The sequence below is a fragment of the Streptomyces sp. CC53 genome (genome assembly GCF_001865245.1).
Classification (GTDB): Bacteria; Actinomycetota; Actinomycetes; order Streptomycetales; family Streptomycetaceae; genus Streptomyces.
Window position 1 is genome coordinate 50,491 of record NZ_MKXB01000145.1, and the last position, 21,119, is coordinate 71,609.

23 protein-coding genes, 1 tRNA gene and 1 pseudogene are annotated in these 21,119 nt (G+C 71.8%); 12 read left to right on the forward strand and 13 right to left on the reverse strand.

The genetic code is table 11. The features are described from left to right. Positions 1–12 precede the first annotated feature (12 nt). Positions 13–465: an SseB family protein gene (locus BJP40_RS15290; protein ID WP_071265326.1), complete on the reverse strand. Its 453-nt coding sequence runs from the start codon at positions 463–465 to the stop codon at positions 13–15. Positions 466–563: 98 nt separating this feature from the next. Between BJP40_RS15290 and BJP40_RS34920 the strand changes: the two genes are divergently transcribed. Beyond that, positions 564–962, forward strand: a complete 399-nt coding sequence (locus tag BJP40_RS34920) for a hypothetical protein (protein ID WP_218153210.1) — start codon at positions 564–566, stop codon at positions 960–962. Next, positions 963–1,394, forward strand: a complete 432-nt coding sequence (locus BJP40_RS34925) for a DUF2785 domain-containing protein (RefSeq protein ID WP_218153211.1) — start codon at positions 963–965, stop codon at positions 1,392–1,394. It abuts the gene before it with no gap. A gap of 321 nt (positions 1,395–1,715) precedes the next feature. Here the strand turns inward: BJP40_RS34925 and BJP40_RS15300 are convergent, their stop codons facing one another. Beyond that, the gene (locus tag BJP40_RS15300) at positions 1,716–2,339 is read right to left on the reverse strand and encodes a TetR/AcrR family transcriptional regulator (protein ID WP_071280833.1); all 624 of its coding nucleotides are present in this window, start codon (positions 2,337–2,339) and stop codon (positions 1,716–1,718) included. A 96-nt stretch (positions 2,340–2,435) separates the two neighbouring features. Between BJP40_RS15300 and BJP40_RS15305 the strand changes: the two genes are divergently transcribed. Then, positions 2,436–3,368 (forward strand): alpha/beta fold hydrolase, encoded by a 933-nt coding sequence (locus tag BJP40_RS15305; RefSeq protein ID WP_071280878.1) that lies wholly within the window; start codon positions 2,436–2,438, stop codon positions 3,366–3,368. Between the two features lie 121 nt (positions 3,369–3,489). Here BJP40_RS15305 and BJP40_RS15310 read toward each other — a convergent pair whose 3' ends face one another. From BJP40_RS15310 to BJP40_RS15320, 3 genes are all read right to left on the reverse strand, one after another. Beyond that, positions 3,490–3,981: an N-acetyltransferase gene (locus tag BJP40_RS15310; RefSeq protein WP_071280834.1), complete on the reverse strand. Its 492-nt coding sequence runs from the start codon at positions 3,979–3,981 to the stop codon at positions 3,490–3,492. Positions 3,982–4,030: 49 nt separating this feature from the next. After that, positions 4,031–4,315: a DUF397 domain-containing protein gene (locus BJP40_RS15315; protein WP_071280879.1), complete on the reverse strand. Its 285-nt coding sequence runs from the start codon at positions 4,313–4,315 to the stop codon at positions 4,031–4,033. A 140-nt stretch (positions 4,316–4,455) separates the two neighbouring features. Beyond that, on the reverse strand, positions 4,456–5,229 hold the full coding sequence (locus BJP40_RS15320) for a helix-turn-helix transcriptional regulator (protein WP_319020091.1): 774 nt from the start codon (positions 5,227–5,229) through the stop codon (positions 4,456–4,458). 119 nt (positions 5,230–5,348) lie between these two features. On the opposite strand from BJP40_RS15320, the gene BJP40_RS15325 reads away from it, so the two are divergent. Beyond that, positions 5,349–5,531 carry a hypothetical protein gene (locus BJP40_RS15325; RefSeq protein WP_071280835.1) on the forward strand — a complete coding sequence of 61 codons (183 nt, stop codon included), beginning with the start codon at positions 5,349–5,351 and terminating at the stop codon, positions 5,529–5,531. Positions 5,532–5,615: 84 nt separating this feature from the next. On the opposite strand, the gene BJP40_RS15330 is transcribed toward BJP40_RS15325, so the two are convergent. Next, complete coding sequence (locus BJP40_RS15330) at positions 5,616–6,362, reverse strand: hypothetical protein (RefSeq protein ID WP_226962575.1); 747 nt, start codon at positions 6,360–6,362, stop codon at positions 5,616–5,618. 218 nt (positions 6,363–6,580) lie between these two features. On the opposite strand from BJP40_RS15330, the gene BJP40_RS15335 reads away from it, so the two are divergent. Next, positions 6,581–8,410, forward strand: coding sequence for an acyl-CoA dehydrogenase (locus BJP40_RS15335; RefSeq protein ID WP_071280836.1), 1,830 nt, complete (start codon positions 6,581–6,583; stop codon positions 8,408–8,410). A 243-nt stretch (positions 8,411–8,653) separates the two neighbouring features. Here BJP40_RS15335 and BJP40_RS31845 read toward each other — a convergent pair whose 3' ends face one another. Then, on the reverse strand, positions 8,654–9,160 hold the full coding sequence (locus BJP40_RS31845) for a DUF6083 domain-containing protein (RefSeq protein ID WP_226962574.1): 507 nt from the start codon (positions 9,158–9,160) through the stop codon (positions 8,654–8,656). Between the two features lie 134 nt (positions 9,161–9,294). Between BJP40_RS31845 and BJP40_RS15345 the strand changes: the two genes are divergently transcribed. From BJP40_RS15345 to BJP40_RS15360, 4 genes are all read left to right on the forward strand, one after another. Next, the gene (locus BJP40_RS15345; RefSeq protein ID WP_071280838.1) at positions 9,295–10,590 is read left to right on the forward strand and encodes a M18 family aminopeptidase; all 1,296 of its coding nucleotides are present in this window, start codon (positions 9,295–9,297) and stop codon (positions 10,588–10,590) included. A gap of 87 nt (positions 10,591–10,677) precedes the next feature. After that, a complete protein-coding gene (locus BJP40_RS15350) occupies positions 10,678–10,923 on the forward strand; it encodes a hypothetical protein (RefSeq protein WP_071280839.1) in 246 nt (81 codons plus the stop codon). A gap of 51 nt (positions 10,924–10,974) precedes the next feature. Then, positions 10,975–11,295, forward strand: a complete 321-nt coding sequence (locus BJP40_RS15355; RefSeq protein WP_071280840.1) for a MafI family immunity protein — start codon at positions 10,975–10,977, stop codon at positions 11,293–11,295. Between the two features lie 127 nt (positions 11,296–11,422). After that, positions 11,423–11,956 carry an NUDIX hydrolase gene (locus BJP40_RS15360; RefSeq protein WP_071280841.1) on the forward strand — a complete coding sequence of 178 codons (534 nt, stop codon included), beginning with the start codon at positions 11,423–11,425 and terminating at the stop codon, positions 11,954–11,956. A gap of 91 nt (positions 11,957–12,047) precedes the next feature. Here BJP40_RS15360 and BJP40_RS15365 read toward each other — a convergent pair. The 4 genes from BJP40_RS15365 to BJP40_RS15380 all read right to left on the reverse strand — a co-directional run bounded on the left by BJP40_RS15365 (position 12,048) and on the right by BJP40_RS15380 (position 15,385). Further along, positions 12,048–12,122 (reverse strand) — tRNA-Trp (locus BJP40_RS15365). A gap of 41 nt (positions 12,123–12,163) precedes the next feature. Next, a complete protein-coding gene (locus BJP40_RS15370) occupies positions 12,164–14,005 on the reverse strand; it encodes an NHL domain-containing thioredoxin family protein (protein WP_071280842.1) in 1,842 nt (613 codons plus the stop codon). Positions 14,006–14,126: 121 nt separating this feature from the next. Then, positions 14,127–14,804, reverse strand: a complete 678-nt coding sequence (locus tag BJP40_RS15375) for a bifunctional 2-polyprenyl-6-hydroxyphenol methylase/3-demethylubiquinol 3-O-methyltransferase UbiG (protein ID WP_071280843.1) — start codon at positions 14,802–14,804, stop codon at positions 14,127–14,129. 92 nt (positions 14,805–14,896) lie between these two features. Next, positions 14,897–15,385, reverse strand: a complete 489-nt coding sequence (locus BJP40_RS15380) for a hypothetical protein (RefSeq protein WP_256220744.1) — start codon at positions 15,383–15,385, stop codon at positions 14,897–14,899. A gap of 307 nt (positions 15,386–15,692) precedes the next feature. Between BJP40_RS15380 and BJP40_RS15385 the strand changes: the two genes are divergently transcribed. Further along, entirely contained in the window at positions 15,693–16,472 is a 780-nt protein-coding gene (locus BJP40_RS15385; RefSeq protein ID WP_071280881.1) for a DNA-binding transcriptional regulator, read from the forward strand. Between the two features lie 525 nt (positions 16,473–16,997). On the opposite strand, the gene BJP40_RS35575 is transcribed toward BJP40_RS15385, so the two are convergent. Beyond that, complete coding sequence (locus tag BJP40_RS35575; protein WP_256220745.1) at positions 16,998–17,123, reverse strand: hypothetical protein; 126 nt, start codon at positions 17,121–17,123, stop codon at positions 16,998–17,000. Between the two features lie 305 nt (positions 17,124–17,428). Here BJP40_RS35575 and BJP40_RS15390 point away from each other — a divergent pair. Next, positions 17,429–19,076 (forward strand): annotated as a pseudogene (locus BJP40_RS15390) (pectinesterase family protein). A gap of 219 nt (positions 19,077–19,295) precedes the next feature. Here BJP40_RS15390 and BJP40_RS15395 read toward each other — a convergent pair. After that, positions 19,296–20,093 (reverse strand): carbon-nitrogen family hydrolase, encoded by a 798-nt coding sequence (locus BJP40_RS15395; protein WP_071280845.1) that lies wholly within the window; start codon positions 20,091–20,093, stop codon positions 19,296–19,298. A gap of 188 nt (positions 20,094–20,281) precedes the next feature. On the opposite strand from BJP40_RS15395, the gene BJP40_RS15400 reads away from it, so the two are divergent. Next, a complete protein-coding gene (locus BJP40_RS15400) occupies positions 20,282–21,106 on the forward strand; it encodes a maleylpyruvate isomerase family mycothiol-dependent enzyme (protein ID WP_071280846.1) in 825 nt (274 codons plus the stop codon). Positions 21,107–21,119: the final 13 nt, after the last annotated feature.

The following is a 21,119-nucleotide window of genomic DNA, read 5'->3' on the forward strand; positions in this document are numbered from 1 at the left end:
GAAGCGGCAGTCCTAGCCGTACATCCGGCGCATCGCGAAGTCGACCATCTCCTCCACGGCCTTCGCGTCCACCACGATCCGGTGCTCGCCCTCCATGTCGAGGACGAAGCCGTACCCGGTGGGCAGCAGGTCGAGCACCTCGGCACCGGTGATCACGAAGTACTTGGACTCCTTGCCCGCGTACCGCCTGAGCTGCTTCAGCGTGGAGAACATCGGGATGACCGGCTGCTGCGTGTTGTGCAGCGCGAGGAAGCCCGGGTTGTCGCCGCGCGGGCAGTACACCTTGGAGGTGGCGAAGATCTGCTGGAAGTCCTCGGACGAGAGCGACCCGGTCGTGAAGGCCCGCACCGCGTCCGCGAGCGACGGCGGCGACGGCTCCGGATACAGCGGCGGCTGCTGGCCGTACCCCTGCTGGTGCGGCGGGGCGTACTGCTGGGCACCCGGGTTCTGCTCGTAGCCGTACATGCACGCAAGGGTACTGAGTGCGCCGCCGCCCCCGTGACCGCGCCCGGGAATCCCGAAAAGCCTTTGCCCGCCGAGCCGTCGGCGCCGAAGCTCCCCGCATGACGACGATCGACGGCGCCCGGGTCGACCCGGCCCGCTGGCAGCGGGTGTACGAGAACGACTGCGCCGTACCGGCCGGCGCGGACCTGCCGGCCCTGGTGGACGAACTCGCCGGGGCCCTGCGCGACCCGGCCCCCGAGGTCCGCGACGGCTACCCGTACATGGTGCTGCGCACCTGGATCGAGCGGGACGTGGTCGACGGGCCGCTGCGGGTCCGGCTCGGCACCGTGATGGCCGACCGCTTCGAGGACCCCGAGGTCCAGGCCAGGGCCTTCGCACCGCTCGTCCTCGACATGATCGTCCGCCGGGGCGACCTCGATCCCGCCTGGACCGCCGCCTTCCGCCGCTGGTACCCGGCGGAGGAGGACCTGCGCGGCCACGACCCCGAGGTGGGCTGACTGCACGCCGTCGCCCACGGGGCGGACCTCCTCGGCGCGCTCGGCCTGCACCCCGAAGTGCCTCCCGCCGACATGCCGGCCCTCGCGGCGGCCCGCCTCCTGTCCCCCACGGACGAGCTCTTCGCGCAGCAGGAGGACGACCGCCTCGCCCAGGCCGTGGCCCGCTGCCTGACCCGCCCCGACCTCACCGAGGCGGAGGCCACCGGCTGGCTCGACCCCCTGGGCGCCCACTTCGCCGCGGGCCGGCCGCCCGGTGTGCCCACCACCCCCGCGCACACCTCCAACGCCCTGCGCACCCTGCGCATGCTGTACCTCCTGGCCGACCTCGGGGTCCGCCTCCACCGCGGCGGCCCCCGGGTGCCGCTCCACTACGCGGGGGCCGTCAAGCGCCGGCTGGCGGAGGTGCTGGAGCCCGCCTTCCAGGCGTACTAGGACCCCGCGGGCACGCGCACGGCGGTGAGCTGCCACCTGCCCGCGCACCCCACCGCACCGCCTCCCTGCGGCCGCGCACGCGCCACCCGCGCCCGGCCGGGTCCGGCGGTCCCGTCCCCGCGCGCACGAAGACGCCAGGTCCGGCCGGCCGCGCCGTCGCGAAGACCATGCGGGCCCCGCCCCTGCGGGCAGGAGACGGCGGGGCGGGGGGACACAACAGCATCCCTCCGACGCACCCGGCACGGGCGGGCCCGGCGGGCGAAGCCCCGGTTGAGCCGTCATCGAGCCGACCCTGCGACCGGGCCGCGCCCTCCCGCCCCGTCAGCCTCCGCAGCCCCGCAGCCGCGCGGCCAGGCCGTCGACGTAACTGCGGTGCACGGCGACCAGGTCGACCCGCTCGGGGTCCAGCAGCCACAGCAGGTGGACGCCCTCCAGGAACGCGGCCGTCTCCGCGGCCAGCACCTCCGGGTCCAGTCCGGCAGGGACGGAGCCGTCGGCCGCGGCCCGCGCGAACAGGGCGGACAGGTGCGCCCGCAGGACCCGGCCGCGGTCCCGGAACCACGTGTGCAGCGCCGAGCCCGGCTCCAGGTTCTCCGCGGTGAGCGTGGTGTGCAGGGCGGCCAGGTCCCGTTCCGTCGCGGCCGTGTGCTCGGCGTCCCGTACGAGCCAGTCAAGGGCCTCGTCCAGGGTCGGTTCCGCGCCCTCGGGCACGGACAGCCGCTCCAGGGCCCGCCGGTCGGCCTCCTCCAGGACGGCCTGGACGAGGCCGTCCTTGCTGCCGAAGTGGTGGATCACCGCGGACGGCGTGGCCCCGGCCCGCTCGGCGACGGCCGCCACGCCGGTGCCCCGCACCCCCTGCCGCGCGAACAACTCGATCGCGGCGTCGACCATGGCCCTGCGCCGCTCCACGCCCCGCTTCTGCACCTGCCCCTTGACCCCGGCCATGGGGATCAGGGTGCCCGGCGGGCGCCCCCGCGTCCAACCGGTTGCCCGGGACAAAGGAGGTGCGCGCACCGCACCGAGCCATTATCTTGAATGACCATGCAGGAAAATGAACTCGCGCACACCCCGCACCACGAGCGCACGGTGCACACGGACGGCCTGGAGCTGTGGGCGCAGGAGACCGGCGATCCGGACCACCCGGCAGTGCTGCTCGTCATGGGGGCGCAGGCGCAGGGGATCCAGTGGAACGACGGCTTCGTCAGGCGGCTCGCCGACGGCGGCTTCCGCGTCATCCGCTACGACCACCGCGACACCGGGCGGTCCTCCACGGTCGACTTCGCCGCCCGGCCGTACACGATCGCCGACCTGGCCTCCGACGCACTCGCCGTCCTCGACGCCTTCGGCGCGGACCGGGCCCATGTCGTGGGCGCCTCCCTCGGCGGGATCATCGCCCAGCTCCTCGCGGTCACGCACCCCGAGCGCGTACGGACCCTGACGAGCCTCTCGTCCCAGCCGCTCGGCACCGACACGGCCGCGGCCGTGCAGCGGGTCATGGCGGGGGAGGCGCCGCTGCCGGGCGAACTCCCGCCCCCCGCACCGGAACTGCTGGCCGCGCTCGTCTCGGCCCTCCCGCAGCCGGGCAGCGGCGTCGAGGGCTACCTCGCGGCGCGGCTCCCGCTGTGGAAGGTGCTGCACGGGCCGGCGCTGCCGTTCCCCGAGGAGGCGTACCGGGCGATGGAGCGCCGCGTGTACGAACGGGCCCGCGACCTGGGGGCGGCGGTCAACCACACCTTCGCCGGAGCGTCCGGCACGGACCGCTCCACCGCGGACCTGGCGTCGGTGAAGGCGCCCACGCTGGTCCTGCACGGCACTCAGGACCCGATGTTCCCGCCCGCCCACGCGGAGGCCACCGCCGCCGCGATCCCCGGCGCCCGCCTGGTGCTGGTCGAGGGCATGGGCCACACCCTGCCCCCGGAGCTGGACGACCGCCTGGCGGACGAGATCCTGCGGCACACGGCATCCCACGGCTGACGGTCCGTGCCCCGCCCGGCCACCGCCAGCGGTCGGCCACCGCCACGGCCGGGCGGTGCCGCGCCACGGGAGCACCCCGGGGCGCGCCCTCCCGAGCCGGGCCGGGTCGGGCCGCAGCGGCTCAGGCGGGGAGCGCCTCCCGCGCGGGCAGGGCGGCGACCACCTCGTCACCCTCGGTGGCGTCCGTCCGCCGGAAGCCGAGCGAGGAGTAGAGCCGGTCGGCGGCGGTGTTGTCCGTCTCGTACGACAGCCGGATCTCCGCGCAGTCCTCCCGTTCGGCCAGCCACGCCATGAGGGTCCGCACGGCGGCCCGGCCGGTGCCCTTGCCCTGCTCGGTCCCGTCGATCAGCAGCCCGCCGATCCAGTACGAGCCGTCATCGTCGTCCCGCGCCCACATCACGTGCCCGACGACGGCCTTGTCGGCGCACACCGCAAGCGAGGTCCACACCTGGCCGCGCATCGACAGCAGCAGGTAGCGCGCGGCCAGCGCCGGGGCGAACCGCCGCTGGTCGTCCAGCGGCGCCACGTCCGCGACGTCCCGCCAGTTGTCGTCGTCGATCCCGTGCAGGGTGATGCTCCGACCGGCGCGGTCCGCGATTCCGTATTCGATCATGCGGGGCAGGGTACGGACCGTACGGTCGTTCGGTCGAGTCCTTTCGCGGCTACCGCCGCCCCGCCTTGACGGCCGCGACGAACGGCGCCCAGGCCCACGCGGACACGGTGACCACGGGCCCGTCCGGCACCTTCGAGTCCCGCACGGGGACGAGGCCGACGAGGTCGTCGGCGACTTCGAGGCACTCGCCGCCGTTGGTGCTGTGACTGCTCTTGCGCCAGTGCGCGGCGCCGGGGAAGGCTTCGGCGACTTCTACGCAGTTGCCGCCGGACGTGTTGCTGTAGCTGCTCTTGCGCCAGCGGGCGGCGCCAGGGAAGGCTTCGGCGACTTCCAGGCACTCCCCGCCGCCGCTGCTGTAGCTGCTGCTACGCCAGTGAGCCCCGCTGAACCAGTCCTGGTCGCTTGCCATTTCGGTAGTCCTCAGCCGCTTGCTCGATCAGGGCGAGGGACGCCTCTGGTGCCAAAGCGGCGGCCCTAAGCCGATCGTATGCCTTGCGGTATCGCTTCACGAGGCCAGGGATCGTCCACGATCTGGCCGTGATAAGGGCCTTCCGTATAGACCAGGGTCGGTTCGTCGTCGAACTCCAGGAACATGAGCGGCAACTGCAAGAGGGACCGCGTCCCGACGTTCCACGGCAGTACCTGCGGAACGATGCGCCCCTCCTTGGCCAAGGCCGCAACGTGCTCCAGTTGTACGGCCATCTCCACGGGCGAAAGGAGGGGTTGGAAGATCAACGACTCGTGGAGAACAGCCCAGTACTCCGGGCGCTCTGGGGAGTCAAAGAGACTGGCCCGCGCGAGACGCGCTTGGAGCTTGGCTTCGGCTGCATCGGGCTGGTCGAACGGATCGGTGGCCCGGTTGGCGGCCCGACCGTACGCCTCCGTTTGGAGCAGGCCCGGGATGAGGGCGTTGGCCCACACGTCGATGGCTTGCGCCCGCGTCTCCGCCTCCGCGATCGGCGCGAAGTACGACGCGTGCGCACCCTGCCTCGCCCGCCGCACATCCTCACAGCACAGCTCGAAGTACCCGTCCGTCCCGAGCGTCCGGTCCACGTGCCGGGCCAGGTCGACCGGCATGCGCCGCTGCCCGCGTTCGATCTCGCTGAGGTAGGACGTCCCGTAGAAGCTGCCTTCCACGAGCTGGGCCATGGAAAGGCCCGCCTTCTCCCGCTGGAACCTCAACTCCTTGCCGTAGAAGCACGGGACGCTCTGCGACCCGTCGATGTCCTTGCGCTTCCTCTGACCCACAGGTGACCGCCTTCCACACCTCGCGCCGAGGCGCCCAGACCCCTTCCACGCTACGCCGGTTCGGCACCACTGTGTGACCAGTCGTCCGTCACACCGCGCACAGAAAGGTGACACCGCTCATGCACATGCCGCTGGAGCTCGACAAGGAGGCGCGGGACTGCGTCGACCGGCTCAAGATCGTGCTGGGGTCGCACGGGATCACGCTGCCGAGCCTCGGCCGGGACTTCGGGACGCCGCCGCTGGTCATGCTCGGAACTGCAACCTCGCGACGGCCCGCGCCCTGCTGGAGGTGCTCCAGGTGAGCCCGGGGCGGGCCCCGCCAGCCGCGCGTTAGCGGGGGCGTGCGGCCCCCGCCCGTCCGCGGGGGGCCCGCACGCCGCCGCCGGTCACACCTCGACGGGATAGAGCAGCAGGAGCACGGCCGCCCCCGCCAGGGTCAGCACGCTCAGGCCGAAGAGCAGCATCCGGGCGAGCCGGGAGCGGGCGCGGCCGGCCAGGGACGAGAAGAACAGCACCAGGGCGAAGAGGACCGCGGTCAGGACGTAGTTGTCGGAGCGCTGGTTCGCCTGCCGGGCCCTCTCCGACAGGCGCTGGGCCTCGTCCAGGCGCCGCAGCGCGTCCTCCTCGGCGGAGAGCCGGTACTCGGGCATGGCGAAGGGGGTCACCGGGGCCGCGGGGTCGGACAGCGGCCGGGTCCGCAGCCAGGCGGTCACGGCGGGCTTGAACTCGCTGCGGAAGCGGGTGAAGAGCAGGCCGGAGACGGTGTCCGGGTCCGGCCGGTACGTGCCCTCCGGCCGCTGCGACGGGTCGGCGAGGATCTCCTCGTTCAGCGCGGTGAGCCACTGCGTGAACATGATCACGTCGATGGTGAGGAACTGGCCCGCCTCCGTGGAGCGGCGGGTGGACTCGGTGCGCGCCGCCGCGGCGGAGGCGTAGGAGTTCGCCTGCACGCCGCTCCACTTCGCGCTCTGGAAGCCGGCCCACGCCGTGCCGACGGCGGCCAGCGCGAGCAGCACGGCCAGAGTGAACTCGAACCAGTCGCCGCCCTCCCACCAGGAGGCCGACCCGCGCCCCGCGCCGGCGTCCGGTTCCGGCTCGGGTTCGGGCTCGGCGGGCTCTCGTCCGGCGCGCATGGCGCCACCGTAGGCACAGGGGGGAGGCGCCCGCCGCCGGGGCGCGCCCGATCGGTGGCGCCCGGGACGACCCGCCCCGCCCGGCTCGTCCGGTTTGAGACAGGTCACAGATTCGGCGCCAGGGGTTGCCCTTATTACCGACGGGTAGCATCATCGTAGCTACTACCTGGTAGATGCACGAGGAACCTGCCTCCCGATCCCTTACGGAGCCGTTCGCCATGGGGCACTACAAGTCGAATCTCCGCGACATCGAGTTCAACCTCTTCGAGGTCCTCGGCCGCGACAAGGTGTACGGCACCGGTCCGTTCGAGGAGATGGACGTCGACACGGCCAAGAGCGTCCTCGACGAGCTGTGCCGTCTCGCCGAGAACGAGTTCGCCGAGTCCTTCGCCGACGCGGACCGCAACCCGCCGGTCTTCGACCCGGAGACCAACACCGCGCCGGTCCCGGCCTCCTTCAAGAAGTCCTACAAGGCCTTCATGGACTCCGAGTACTGGCGTCTGGGCCTGCCCGAGGAGATCGGCGGCACCACCTCGCCGCGCTCGCTCATCTGGGCGTACGCGGAGCTGATCCTCGGCTCCAACCCGGCCGTGTGGATGTACTCCTCCGGCCCCGCCTTCGCGGGCATCCTCTTCGAGGAGGGCAACGAGGCGCAGAAGAAGGTCGCCGAGATCGCCGTCGAGAAGCGCTGGGGCTCCACCATGGTGCTCACCGAGCCGGACGCCGGCTCGGACGTCGGCGCGGGCCGCACCAAGGCGATCCAGCAGGAGGACGGCTCCTGGCACATCGAGGGCGTGAAGCGCTTCATCACGTCCGGTGAGCACGACATGGAGGAGAACATCCTCCACTACGTCCTCGCCCGCCCCGAGGGTGCCGGTCCGGGCACCAAGGGCCTGTCGCTCTTCCTCGTCCCGAAGTACGAGTTCGACTGGGAGACCGGCGAGCTGGGCGCCCGCAACGGCGTCTACGCCACGAACGTCGAGCACAAGATGGGCCTCAAGGCGTCCAACACGTGCGAGATGACCTTCGGCGACCAGCACCCCGCCAAGGGCTGGCTGATCGGCGACAAGCACGACGGCATCCGCCAGATGTTCCGCATCATCGAGTTCGCCCGCATGATGGTCGGCACGAAGGCCATCGCCACCCTGTCGACGGGCTACCTCAACGCGCTGGAGTACGCCAAGGAGCGCGTCCAGGGCACCGACCTGGCGAACTTCATGGACAAGACCGCGCCGAAGGTCACCATCACGCACCACCCGGACGTGCGCCGCTCCCTCATGACGCAGAAGGCGTACGCGGAGGGCATGCGCGCCCTCGTGCTGTACACGGCCGCCGTCCAGGACGCGATCCAGGAGAAGGAGGCCGCGGGCGAGGACGCCAAGGCACTGCACGGCCTGAACGACCTGCTGCTCCCCATCGTCAAGGGCTACGGCTCCGAGAAGTCGTACGAGCAGCTCGCCCAGTCCCTCCAGACCTTCGGCGGCTCCGGGTACCTCCAGGAGTACCCGATCGAGCAGTACATCCGCGACGCCAAGATCGACACCCTCTACGAGGGCACCACGGCCATCCAGGGCCAGGACTTCTTCTTCCGGAAGATCGTCCGCGACCAGGGCGCCTCGCTGAACACGCTGGCCGAGGAGATCAAGAAGTTCCTCGCGCTCGGCGCCGGCGGCGACGAGCTGGCCCCGGCCCGCGACGCGCTCGCCAAGGCGGCCGTCGACCTGGAGGGCATCGTCGGCACGATGCTGACGCACCTCACCGCCACCGGCGAGGACGTCAAGAACATCTACAAGGTGGGCCTCAACACCACCCGCCTGCTGATGGCGTCCGGTGACGTCGTCGTCGGCTACCTGCTGCTGCGCGGTGCCGCCGTCGCCGCCGAGAAGCTGGCCGCGGGCGCACCCGCCAAGGACGTCGCCTTCTACCAGGGCAAGATCGCGGCCGCGAAGTTCTTCGCGGCCAACGTCCTGCCCGGCGTCGCCACCGAGCGCCTCATCGCGGAGGGCGTCGACAACTCCCTGATGGAGCTGGACGAGTCCGCGTTCTGACCGGCCGCGTCGGCTGACCGGCCGCATCGACTGGTCGGCCGCATCGGCTGAGGTCATGACGGCCCGCTGACCGGTCGAGCGGCTCTCCGGTCAGCGAGCGGGCAGCTCGGCACAGGGCATGACGGCCCGCTTCCCCGGAAGGTCCGATCCGGGGAAGCGGGCCGTTGCCGTGCCCGCCGTCCGCACCGGGACGCGGCCGCCGGTCCTGCCCGGCCACCCGCCCCGGGCACACGTCGAAGTGGCTCACTCGCCCACCCGCCCCGGGCACACGTCGAAGTGGCTCACCCGGCACGTGTCCGACGGCATGGCGCGCCGCAGGTTCACCGCCGTGCCGTCCCCCGCGATGTACCAGCGCTTGCCGTTGGGCACCCCGGCCGCCGGGCGCACGCCCGGCTCCATCGCCACCCACCGGTCACCCGTCGTCCGGTGCCAGCGCGCCCGGCCGCCGCACTGCCGGCAGATCATCAGGGAACCGGACCGGGGCGCCGGCACCCGTGCCCTCACCCGCGCCGGGGACGCCCCGCCGGAACGCGTCGCGGACGACGCCCGCAGCGCCGCCGCCGTCACCGGCAGCAGGTCCCCCAGCCGCACCGGGTCCCGGTCGTCCGGCGCACCCGCACCGGTCCTCGCGCACAGCGCGCACATCGGTATCGCGAACACGGCGCTCCACTCCGCACCCGGCGCCTCGCACACCGCGCAGCACAGGGCGGGCGCAGGTGCGGCCGCCGCGGTCGCCGCCGCACTCGTCATCGTCGTCACCGTGCACCTCCGGACTCGCGTCGATCAACGGTGGGTCGTCACCACCGATACTGACAGCCACCACTGACAACGCCCGGTTCGCGAACCCCTGCGACCCCGCCGGGGCCCGCCCGTATGGTGTGGGCATGAGCAGTTCACCCGCCCGCTTCGACCGCGGCCACACCGACGACCTGATGACCTTCCTGGCGGCCTCCCCGTCCCCGTACCACGCCGTCGCGACCGCCGCCGAACGGCTGGAGAAGGCGGGCTTCCGGCAGGTCGAGGAGACCGCCGAGTGGGACGGGACGACCGGCGGCAAGTACGTGCTGCGGGGCGGCGCCATCGTCGCCTGGTACGTCCCCGAGGGCGCCAAGGCCCACACCCCGTTCCGCATCGTCGGCGCCCACACCGACTCGCCGAACCTGCGGGTCAAGCCGCGCCCCGACAGCGGCGGGCACGGCTGGCGCCAGGTCGCCGTCGAGATCTACGGCGGCCCGCTGCTGAACTCCTGGCTCGACCGCGACCTCGGCCTCGCCGGACGCCTCACCCTGCGCGACGGCACCTCGCGCCTCGTCAACGTCGACCGGCCGCTGCTTCGCGTGCCGCAGCTCGCCATCCACCTCGACCGGCAGGTCAACGAGGGCCTGAAGCTGAACCGGCAGCGCCACATGCAGCCGATCTGGGGCCTCGGCGACGACGTCCGCGAAGGCGACCTGATGCGGTTCCTCGCCGAGGAGGAGGGCATCGACGCGTCCTCCGTCGTCGGCTGGGACCTCATGGTCCACTCCGTCGAACCGCCCGCCTACCTGGGCCGCGACCGGGAACTGCTCGCCGCGCCCCGCCTCGACAACCTGCTGTCCGTGCACGCCTGCACCGCCGCGCTCGCCGCCGTCGCCACCGCGCGCACCGAGCCGGCGTACATCCCCGTCATGGCCGCGTTCGACCACGAGGAGAACGGCTCCGAGTCCGACACCGGGGCGCAGGGCCCGATGCTCGGCGGCGTGCTGGAACGTTCCGTGTTCGCCCGCGGCGGCAGCTACGAGGACCGGGCCCGCGCTTTCGCCGGCACGGTGTGCCTGTCCTCCGACGTGGGCCACGCCGTCCACCCCAACTACTCCGAGCGCCACGACCCCACGCACCACCCGCGCCCCAACGGCGGCCCCATCCTCAAGGTGAACGTCAACCAGCGGTACGCCACCGACGGCGGCGGCCAGGCCGTGTTCGCGGCGGCCTGCGAAGCAGCGGGCGTGCCGTGGCAGGCGTTCGTCTCCAACAACGACCTGCCGTGCGGCACCACCATCGGCCCGATCACCGCCGCCCGCCACGGCATCCGCACCGTCGATATCGGCGTCGCCTGCCTGTCGATGCACAGCGCCCGCGAACTGTGCGGCGCGGACGACCCGTACCTGCTCGCGAACGCCCTCGTCGCCTTCCTCAAGTAACGCGGTCCGCCCAGGCGTTGGATGCGCCTACCCGGGTACCGGTACGTCCTCGGACTTCCGTGAACACGGATGAAAGGGAGGCGAACGATGGGCCTGGGCGGATGCCTGCTGCTCCTCGCCGGCGGTGCGATCCTCACCTTCGCGACCGACTGGGAGGTCAGCGGCTTCAACGTGGACGTGGCGGGACTCATCATGATGGCCGTGGGGCTCATCGGGGTCGCCGCCTACACCAGCATCGCCCGGCGCCGCAGGGCGCTGGTGCAACCGATGGCGGCCACCGTCACGGACCCGGCCCACGAGGTCCGCGACGGCACCCGCGACCCGCTCGTCTGACGGCCGCCACGGGGCATCCGGCCGGCCGTGCCCACAGGCGACACTGACCTCATGACCGTTGACCCGGACGCCCTGCACAGCAGTTGGGACCGCACCCGCAGACACCTGGCGGCGGCGCGAACCCATCTGGCGAGCCTGCCGGGCGTCGACCTCTCGGCGCCCGCCGAGTTCCTGGAGTACAACGAGCTGGGACTCGCCTTCGACAGTCTGGTCGATCTCGCAGTGGATCTCGATCTGCCACTCGCCTTCTGGCAGCACATGGACCGAGCGGCCCGTGAGATGCGGCTCTACAGCGATGCGCTGCACAAGCCGCATCTCACGGCTGCCGACCACTGCCTCCGCCGCCTCGCGGCCGCCTCCGAGCCGGAATGAGGGCAAGGGGCCCCTGTCGAGGGGAAGGCGTCCGGTATTCGTCAGCCTGACGTGAAGAGGGGGCGAACCCGGCTCCTGTCAGCCGCCGCTCTGCGATGCTGGAGGCCGATCGAGAGGGGCCGCAGCGATGCAGTGGAAGATCCACGGGGAACGTCCGATCTACGAGAACAGCTGGGTGAACCTGTGGCTCACCGACGTCGAGACGCCGGACGGGAACCGCTGGGAGCACCACGTCGTGAAGCTCCGCCACCTGGCAGTGGCCACCGTCATCAACGAGCGGCGTGAGGTCCTGATGATGTGGCGCCACCGCTTCATCACGGACGCGTGGGCATGGGAGCTGCCCATGGGCCTGGTCGAGGAGGGGGAGACGCCGGCCGAGGCGGCAGCCCGTGAGGTGTTGGAGGAGACCGGCTGGCGGCCCGGGCCGATCACGCCGCTGATCTACGCCGAGCCGGCGAATGGCATCACTGACTCCCAGCACCACATCTTCCGGGCCGACGGGGCGACGTACGAAGGACCGCCGACCGAGAAGAACGAGTCGGACCGGATCGAGTGGATCCCGCTGACCGACGTGCGGGCCATGATCGACCGGCGCGAGATCGTCAGCAGCGGCTCCCTCGTCGGGTTGCTCTACCTCCTCATGGACGAGGCGATCCGCTGACCTGGCGGGGCAGCACTTCCCGGAGCCCGAGGAAGGCCGGCCCGCCTCGGACCGGCGCCGCCCCGCCGCCAGGCGCGTAGCTCCAGGCGGGCGGGGCCGGCCGGGATCGAACCGGCGTCCTCGCGATTTTGGAGACCGCGCGCGACCACCTCTGCGCTACGGCCCCGCCCTCGCCCGGCATCGTACCGGCGGCCCTCCCGCGGTCGGCTAGGCGTCAAGTCCCGCCAGGATGAGGGGAAGACGCGCCGCGCCACCTGCCTCGACCTTCACCGGGACGCCCCAGTCCTGCTGGTGCACGTGGCAGGCCGGGTACTCGTTGTCCGGGTCGTCGTCGCAGGACGCCGCCATCGCCGAGACGTGCAGCACGCCCTCGGTGACCTCCGGGTTCAGCATCAGCTCACGCGACAGGTCCGTGCCCGTGCCCGCTCCCGCGGTGAGCAGCTCCGGGGGCGTCGAGGACACCAGCAGCCGGGTCGAGGGACCGTACCGCTCGTCGAGCTTCTGTCCGGCCGGGGCGCGGAAGACGACCTCCAGGGACAGCGTGCCGGGCGCGACCGTGGTGGCCTCCCGCCGGGTGCGGTGCGCGACCGCCTCCACCTTCAGGGCCTCCTCGGGCAGCCGCAGCCGCGTCAGCCGGTGCCGGGCCGACTCCACGACCACGATGTCCTCGCCGACGAGCACCGCGTCACTCGGCTCCCGCAGGTCCGTGGCGACGGTCGTGACCTCGCCGCTCGCCGGGTCGAAGCGGCGCAGCGCGTGGTTGTACGTGTCGCACACCGCGACCGAACCGTCCGGCAGGGCGGTGACGCCCAGCGGGTGCTGGAGCAGCGCCTGGTCGGCGGCGCCGTCGCGGTGCCCGAAGTCGAACAGGCCCGTGCCGACCGCGGTGCGGACGGTGCCGTCCGGGTCGACCCAGCGCAGTGCGCTCGTCTCGGAGTCCGCGACCCACAGGCGGTCCGGGGTGGCGGCGAGCCCCGACGGCTGCGCGAACCACGCCTCGGCGGCCGGCCCGTCGACCAGGCCCTCGTTGGTGGTGCCCGCGGCGGCCTCCACCGTGCCGGTCTCCGGGTCGTACGTCCACAGCTGGTGGACGCCCGCCATGGCGATCCACACCTTCCCCTGCCACCAGGCCACGTCCCACGGCGACGAGAGCGCCACCTCGCGCGCCTGCCCCCGGGTCGGGGAGCCCTGCATCCACTGGGCGCCGGTGCCCGCGACCGTGGCCGTCTCCCCGGTGGCCGGGTCCCAGACCCGCAGCGCGTGGCTGACGGTGTCCGCGACCACGACCCGGCCGTCCGGCAGGGCGCACAGCCCCTGCGGCTCGCTGAAGCGTGCCTGGTCCGCGGGCCCGTCGGCGAGGCCCCGCTCACCGCTGCCGATCCGCCGCACGACGGTCTCGCCGTCCGGCTGGAGCTCCACCAGCTGATGGCGGGTCGTGTCGGAGACCAGAAGATGGCCCGACTCCAGCACCAGTGCCTTGCCGGGGAAGCGCAGGTGGGTCGCCACCGGCTCCGGCGGCACGTACGGGCCGTCGCCGCGCCGCAGGGTGCCCTTGGCCTCGTGCTCGGCCTCCAGCTCCGCGACCAGCTCGGCCAGCGCGTGGGCGTGGCCCTCACCGGCGTGCTGGGCGACGACGTACCCCTCCGGGTCGATCACGACGAGCGTCGGCCAGGCCCGCACGGCGTACTGCTTCCACGTGGTGAGCTCCGGATCGTCCAGCACGGGGTGCTCGACGCCGTACCGCTCGACCGCGTCGACGACGGCCTGGTGGTCGGCCTCGTGCACGAACTTCGGCGAGTGGACGCCGACGATGACCACCGTGTCCCGGTGCTTCTCCTCCAGCTCCCGCAGCTCGTCGAGGACGTGCAGGCAGTTGATGCAGCAGAAGGTCCAGAAATCCAGGATCAGTATGCGGCCTCGGAAGTCGGCGAGCTTCAGGTCCTTCCCGCCGGTGTTGAGCCAGCCGCCCTTGCCGATCAGCTCGGGAGCGCGGACTCGGGCACGGCGGTGGGCGGGCGCGGGGGTGGGCGCCGGGGCGGCATCGTTCATGGTTCAAGCTTGCCATTGGCCCATGAACACCGGATCACGGCCGTGCGACGCCGTTGCCCCAGCGGCTGTCCTGATGAGTGCCTGTCGAGGGCTTTCGTCGGTTCAGACCAGTCCCCCTGCCCTAGCCTCCTTGGATGCCCCGGACGAAGAGGGTGCCTGTGCGGCGACTCCCCAGGGGCGGGGCAAGCACGGACGCTGACACGTCCACGAAGCCGTGTTCCTTGAGAATCAGCGCCCACACATCGGGGTCGTAGTCCCACCGCTTGACGACAGCGGGGTCTTCTTCGGGCCCGCGCGGGATGTATGACGCCTGGCAGCCGTAGCACCCCTCGACCGGGGGCCGCTGGGAGAAGGCGAAGACACCACCCGGCTTGAGGCTCGCGTGAACGATCGGCAGCAGGAGGCCGGGGGCGGTGAACCAGGCAGCGCCGAACACGCTGTACACCGCATCGAAGATCGTGAACGTGTCTCCGAGGTAGGTGAGGGCGTCGGCCTGGTGGAGTTCCATCCCGTCCACGTCCGGCCACCGCTCGCGCGCCTTGTCGAGCTGCTTGGCGGAGAGGTCGATCCCGACGGACTTCATGCCGAGCGTTGCGAGATGAGCGGCGTTCCCTCCAGACCCGCAGCCGAGGTCGAGTGCACTGTCTCCCGGGTTCAGCTGGAGCACATCGGCCCTGGGGCCGTGGTCCGGGTACTGGGTCCAGTTGAACCACGTGGTCTCGCCCTCGGCGTTGGTCTTCCGACGCTGGGGCTTGCTCTGCGAGTACGTGTCCCATGCGGTGCTGCGAGCGTCAGTCACTACCTGTCCGTTCTCGTTCGCGGCGACAGCCGCCCGGCACGATACCGGGCGGCTGAAGCTCTGGTGGGTCGGTCGCTCCGCTTGCGCCGGAGCTACTTGGCGACGGGGCTGTCGGAGCAGCCCGCGTAGCTCTGGGTGCAGTCGGCCGCGCCGTCGATCGGCCAGAACTCCGGGTCCACGTCGAAGCCGGCCGATCGGATCATCTCGGCCGTCCGACGCATCGCGGCCCGGCCCTCGGCCGGGTTGTGGCCGCTGTTGCGGTCGGGGACGTGATGGATGAACCCGCAGCCGAGCGCGTCGCAGAACTCGGCGTAGTGCTTGGTGTGGAGCACGAGCGCATGCCAGAAGAGGCCCACGCGGAGGCTGGGCGTGGCCCTCTCCGTGGTGTTCGCGGCGACGGCGAGGAAGGCCGCCACCTGGTTGACGCCGCGCTCGCCCTGATCGTCGGTCATCTCCGGCCAGGAGTCCTCGCGGACCATGGTGATGAGGTCGGCCCTCAGTTCCGGAGTGATGAGGTCGTACACGGTCTTCGTCGTGTCGGTGATCGCCACGTCTGTGCCTTCCTGGTCTGTGAGGAGCATCCGGGGCAACCTGCAGGGGGCCAGGCGGCAGAGGACATGGGGGTCAACGGCTTCTCGGCGCTGCTGCTGGGGGTAGATCACCTCAGAGCCGAACGTCTGGCCGGAATCGCGAGAGACCCGCACGGTCATGGTCATGGTTTGCCTTCCGCTGCCCGGTCCGGTTGGTGAACCGATGTTCCCGCCGCCGGTCGGTCGGGACGACGACGCTTCGGGCGTCGCCTGGGCGTCACTCAGTGGGGTGTCAATGACGCCCCCTAGGGCGTCAAACCGGTGTCATTGCATGGCTGTTCGGTCTAGCTTTGACGTCATGACGACGACCTCCGTGGTGCCGAATGATGTGCTGCGGGCCGTGCGTATCGGCCTGCGCTTGAGCCAAGACGACTTCGCCAAGGCGCTCCGCCGGGCAGGTGCGGAACTGGGGGAGCCGAACGAGGCTTCCAAGCGGCTGGTGCAGCGCTGGGAGTCCGGCACGAGCAAGACGCCTCGGGGTGTTTACGCCAGGGCCTTAGAACGGGTCACTGGTCGTCCGATCGAGGCGCTGGGGTTCGCCCTGCCGGTGCCGACGGCACGAGTCCAGGCCGACGGGAAGGGAGGACATGACATGGAGACCGCTGCAACCGGTGTCGCATCTGCCGCTGCAGGCGTGCAGCCCGCCGCGCAGACGGGTGAGGAGACGTTTTCGGGGGTGTGGCTCAGCCGCTACGAGTTCTTCTCTTCGAGCCGGGACGACTCGTACGAGGGCAAGCACTGCGTAGTGATCGTCCAGCATGGGAACCGGCTGACCGTTCAGAGCCTGCCCGGGGCGAGCAGCAACCCGGACAGCCCGCTCACGATGGACCTGACCGTTGATCGCAACGTGGTCACCGGTACGTGGGTCGAGCAGACTGCCGCAGACGGCTACTACAGCGGGGCCCGCTACCACGGGGCCATCCAACTCCTGGTGGAGCCGACCGGACGGCGCATGGCCGGAAAGTGGGTCGGCTTCGGCAAGGACTTCGACGTGAACACCGGCCCCTGGGAACTGCGGCTGGTGGACCGGTCCACGAGCAAGGCGACGCTGGAGAGGTACAGCCAGCCGCCGGAATGACGCGTCAGACATGCCAAGAGGCAGCCCCGAGCAAGTGCCCCGTCCCGCGACAGGGGAACAACGCTGTCGGGCAGGTTCGCGCTGTCTGGGCAACCCCTCAGCCCCTGGCCATTCTCCGATGCACCGTGTCCGGTGGGCGTATCCCGACGGGGTACCTGATGAGACGGAGCTCCCACACCCACCGTCCCGATCCGGGGCGACGAGGACGGGGGCTCATGGTGTGCCACCGCCCGCCCGGTGGTTCCGTGGGGCCTTCGGCGGGCTTCGCAGGGCGTCAACTGTGTCGCTCTCGCGTCTTCGGCGGTCGATATGTGCTGGTCAGAGCCACGATGGGCCCGAAAAACGGCGTCACACCCAGCGTGCGTCTTCCGAACTGTGGCCGGCGTCGGGATGGCGACCACCGCGCAACTTCACGCCGGCCCTCGGGCGGCCCCAGTGACGAAGTGACGGAATGACGTTTGGTTCCGTTCCGTCCATAGCGACTCAGGACATCTCTTAAGGAGGTAATGGACTTCGATCGTCATTTCAGATGGTCCGTCCGTTGCGCTCCGCCCACGCCCGGCAGTCGGCTTCCTGGCGATCGATCGCGGTCTTGCCCTCCCGGTCCAGTGACAGGCGCGAGTACGGGTCAGCTGCGGTGTGTTGGTGCACGTGTCCCACGCCAGCGAGGAGTGCTCATGTTGGTTCAGGAAATCCAGAAATTCACGACAACGCCAACGCACTTACCTCGTGAGTCCGCGAGCGTCAGACTCCACCCACCCGTGTTGAGCCAGCCACCCTTGACGATCAGCTAGGGAGCACGGGCGCGGGCACGCCCGGGCGCGGGCGCGGGGGTGGGCGCCGGGGCGGCATCGTTCATGGTTCAAGCTTGCCATCCGGCTCCGGCGGCAACCTTCCCGCCGTCGGCGGCGACCGTTCCGTGGACCATCCACCCCTCCACGGAACGGAAACGACACGTGAGCGAGACACGCGGAAGAGCGCGGCACCGCCGGCGCAGGACGGCCCTCACCGCGGGCCTGCCGCCGGCGCTGGCCGCCGCCGGGGCCCTTGCGTACGGCACGGCCTTCGGGGTGTTCGGCGACGACGCGCAGGAGCGGGCGGCGGCCGCCGTCCCGGTGTGGGCGCAGGAGGCGGCCGACGGGTTCGCGAAGGACTCCACGTACGTGACGGTGTCCTGGAACCGGATGAGCCACAACAACAAGGCGTTCGGCATCGGCTGAACCCCCAACGTGGTCACCGACATCACGGTCCACCACAACTGGATCCGCGAGACCGAGCAGCGCAATCCGTCCACCGACAACGCCGCCCACGCGCACCTCTACAACAACTACCTCCAGGACGAGCCGGGCACCGCCGTCACGTCGTCCTACGGCAACTACGCGCGCGGCCGCACCCGGATGGTGCTGGAGAACAGCTACTTCCAGGGCATGCGGAACCCCGTCATCAAGGACGCCACCGCCTCCCTCGTGCAGCGCGGCAACGTCTTCTCCGGCACCACCGGCCGCAACGAGTCCGGCGGCACCGCGTTCGACCCCCGGGCCTTCTACCCGTACACGCTCGACCCGGCCGCCGACGTCCCCGCGCGGGTCAAGGGCGGCGCCGGGCCGCGCTCCTCCCTCGGGACGGCCGGGAGGGCCCCGGCCGCCGCTACCGTGCTCACCGTCGCGAAGGACGGCAGCGGGCAGTACGCCACCGTGCAGGCCGCCGTGGACGCCGTCCCGGCCGGCAACACGTCCCGCGTGGTCATCCGGGTCGCCGCCCGGCACGTACCGGGAGACGGTGAGGGTGCCGGCGAACAAACCGCGCGTCACCATCGAGGGCACCGGGGCCGGCCGCAAGGACACCGTCATCGTGTACGGGAACGCCGCGGGCACGCCGAAGCCGGACGGCTCCGGCACGTACGGCACCAGCGGCAGCGCGACCGTCTCCGTCGAGGCGGACGGCTTCCAGGCACGCAACCTGACCGTGTCCAACGACTTCGACGAGGCCCGCAACCAGCACGTCCGCGGCCACCAGGCGGTGGCCCTGCGCACCGCCGCGGACCGGGTGCTGCTCGACGGCGTCATCGTCAGCGGCGACCAGGACACGCTGCTGCTGGACACCGCGTCCAAGGACCGGCTCGGCCGGGTCTACATGACGAACTCGTACGTCGTCGGGAACGTCGACTTCATCTTCGGCCGGGCCACCGCGGTGATCGACAAGTCGGTGATCACCCTGAAGAAGCGCTGGGACGGATCGTCCGGCGGCTACGTCACGGCGCCCAGCACCCCGGCCGGCCGCAAGGGCCTGCTGATCAGCCGGTCCGTGGTCGACGGCGACGTCGCCGACGGCACCTTCCACCTGGGGCGGCCCTGGCACGCGGGCGGTGACGCGTCCCTGGACCCGCAGACCACCGTCCGGGACACCCGGCTGAGCGCCGCGGTCAAGGCGAAGCCGTGGACGGACATGAGCGGCTTCTCCTGGAAGGACGACCGCTTCGCCGAGTACCGGAACACCGGGCCCGGCGCCGGGCCCGCGAGCGGCGACCGGCCGCATCTGACGGACGCGCAGGCCGCCGGCCAGGAGGTGTCCGACTGGCTCGCGGGCTGGAAGCCCGGTTCCTGACCCCCGCCGCCGCACCGGGCAGGCCGGGCAGCCGGAAAGCCGGGCCCGTCCGCCTTCCGGCCCCGCGCGGCGGACGCGTACGCGCGCGGAGGAGGGGCGCTGCGGTTCTCGGCGCTCGGACGGGGCCACGGCCCGGGTGAGGCGGCAGCCGCGGGTGCGTGCGGGCGGTCACCCGGCGCGTGGGCCTGCCACGGCCCCGGTCCGGTGCGGCGGCAGCCGCTACGCGCGCGCGGGCGGTGGCGTCCCCAGCACCCGGTCCTTGAGGGCGGGGAACTGCTCGCGCGTCACCGCCACCTTGCCCGGGTCCAGCTCCACCGTCAGGGTCTCCTCGCCGGGGCCCGCCTCGGCGAGGACCTCGCCCCAGGGGTCGACGGCGATGCTGTGCCCGGCCTGCTCCACGCCCGCGTGCGTACCGGCCGTCCCGCACGCCAGCACGTACGCCTGGTTCTCGACGGCGCGCGCCCGCGCGAGCAGCGTCCAGTGCGCCCGGCGCCGCGCCGGCCACCCCGCGGGGACCACGAAGGCCCGCGCGCCGGCGTCGACGAGGCCCCGGAACAGCTCGGGGAAGCGCAGGTCGTAGCAGGTCGCCACACCGAACGGCAGCAGCGGGTGAGGCACCGTCACCAGGTTCTGACCCGCCGCCATCAGCACCGCTTCGCCCTGGTCGAAGCCGAAGCGGTGGATCTTCCGGTAGGAGCTGACCAGCTCACCGTCGGGGCCGAAGACCAGGGACGTGTTGTACAGGGCGCCGCCGGGGGCGCGTTCCACGATCGACCCGGCGTGCAGCCACAGGCCCGCGTCCTGCGCGGCCTGCGCCATCACCTCGTACGTGGGTCCCCGGAGCGGCTCGGCCTCCGCGGCGAACGACTCGTACGCGAAAGCGCCCACCGGCCACAGTTCCGGAAGCACCACGAGGTCCGCGCCGCGCTGATCGCGCACGAGGTCCGCGGCGCGGGCCCGACGGGCCGCTACCGACTCGTCCGGTTTGACCGCGATCTGGAGAAGCGAGGCGCGCACACTACCACCGTCCTGGCGTTGGAGCCGTCAATACGGGCCTACGATCGTCACACGAAAGCACTGCCGAGGTGCCTGCGAGGAGCGTACTGTTCTCTCCCGGGGGCCAGCCCCCGGGCCGCCCCCCGCCAGGCGCCACAGCGCCAAGTCCGCGTTCCGAGCCGCACGCCGCAAGCCGCACGAGGGGTCCCGTGACCGTCCATCCCAGCCTCCAGACTTACGCCGACGCCTGGACCCACTCCATCGAAGCGATAGCCGAGCTGGTGCAACCGCTCGTGGAGGGGGAGTGGAATCGCGCCACCCCGTGCCCCGGCTGGTCGGTCCGTGACATCGTCTCCCATGTCATCGGCATGGAGTGCGAAATGCTGGGCGACCCGCGGCCGATTCACTCGCTGCCGCGGGATCTTTACCACGTACGCAGTGACTTCGCCCGCTACATGGAGATGCAGGTCGACGTGCGGCGCCACCACACCGCGCCGGAGATGACCTCGGAGTTCGAGTACGTGCTCATCCGCCGGGCCCGCATGCTCCGCAACGAGAGCCGCTCCCCCGACACCCTCGTGCGCGCCCCGCTGGGCGCCGAGCAGACCCTCGAAGTGGCCTACCGGATGCGGGCCTTCGACGTGTGGGTGCACGAGCAGGACCTGCGGGCCGCACTCGGCAGGCCCGGGAACCTCGACTCGCCCGGCGCCCTCGTCGCCCGGGACAACCTGCTGGAGGTGCTGCCCCGGGTCGTCGCCAAGGACGCGGGCGCGCCCCGGAACTCCGCGGTCGTCTTCGACGTCAACGGCCCCGTGGAGTTCCTGCGGACCGTGCGGGTCGACGGCGAGGGCCGCGGCACGGTCGACGGGGCGCCGTCCCTGGGCCCCGCGGTGACGTTCGCACTGGACTGGGAGACGTACGTGCGCCTGGCGTGCGGACGGGTCCGCCCGGCGGCGGTCGCCGACCGGATCAAGGTCGAGGGCGACGAGGAGCTCGCCGCGGCGATCCTCGCCCACTTCGCCGTCACCCCGTGACGCCGTCCTCTCC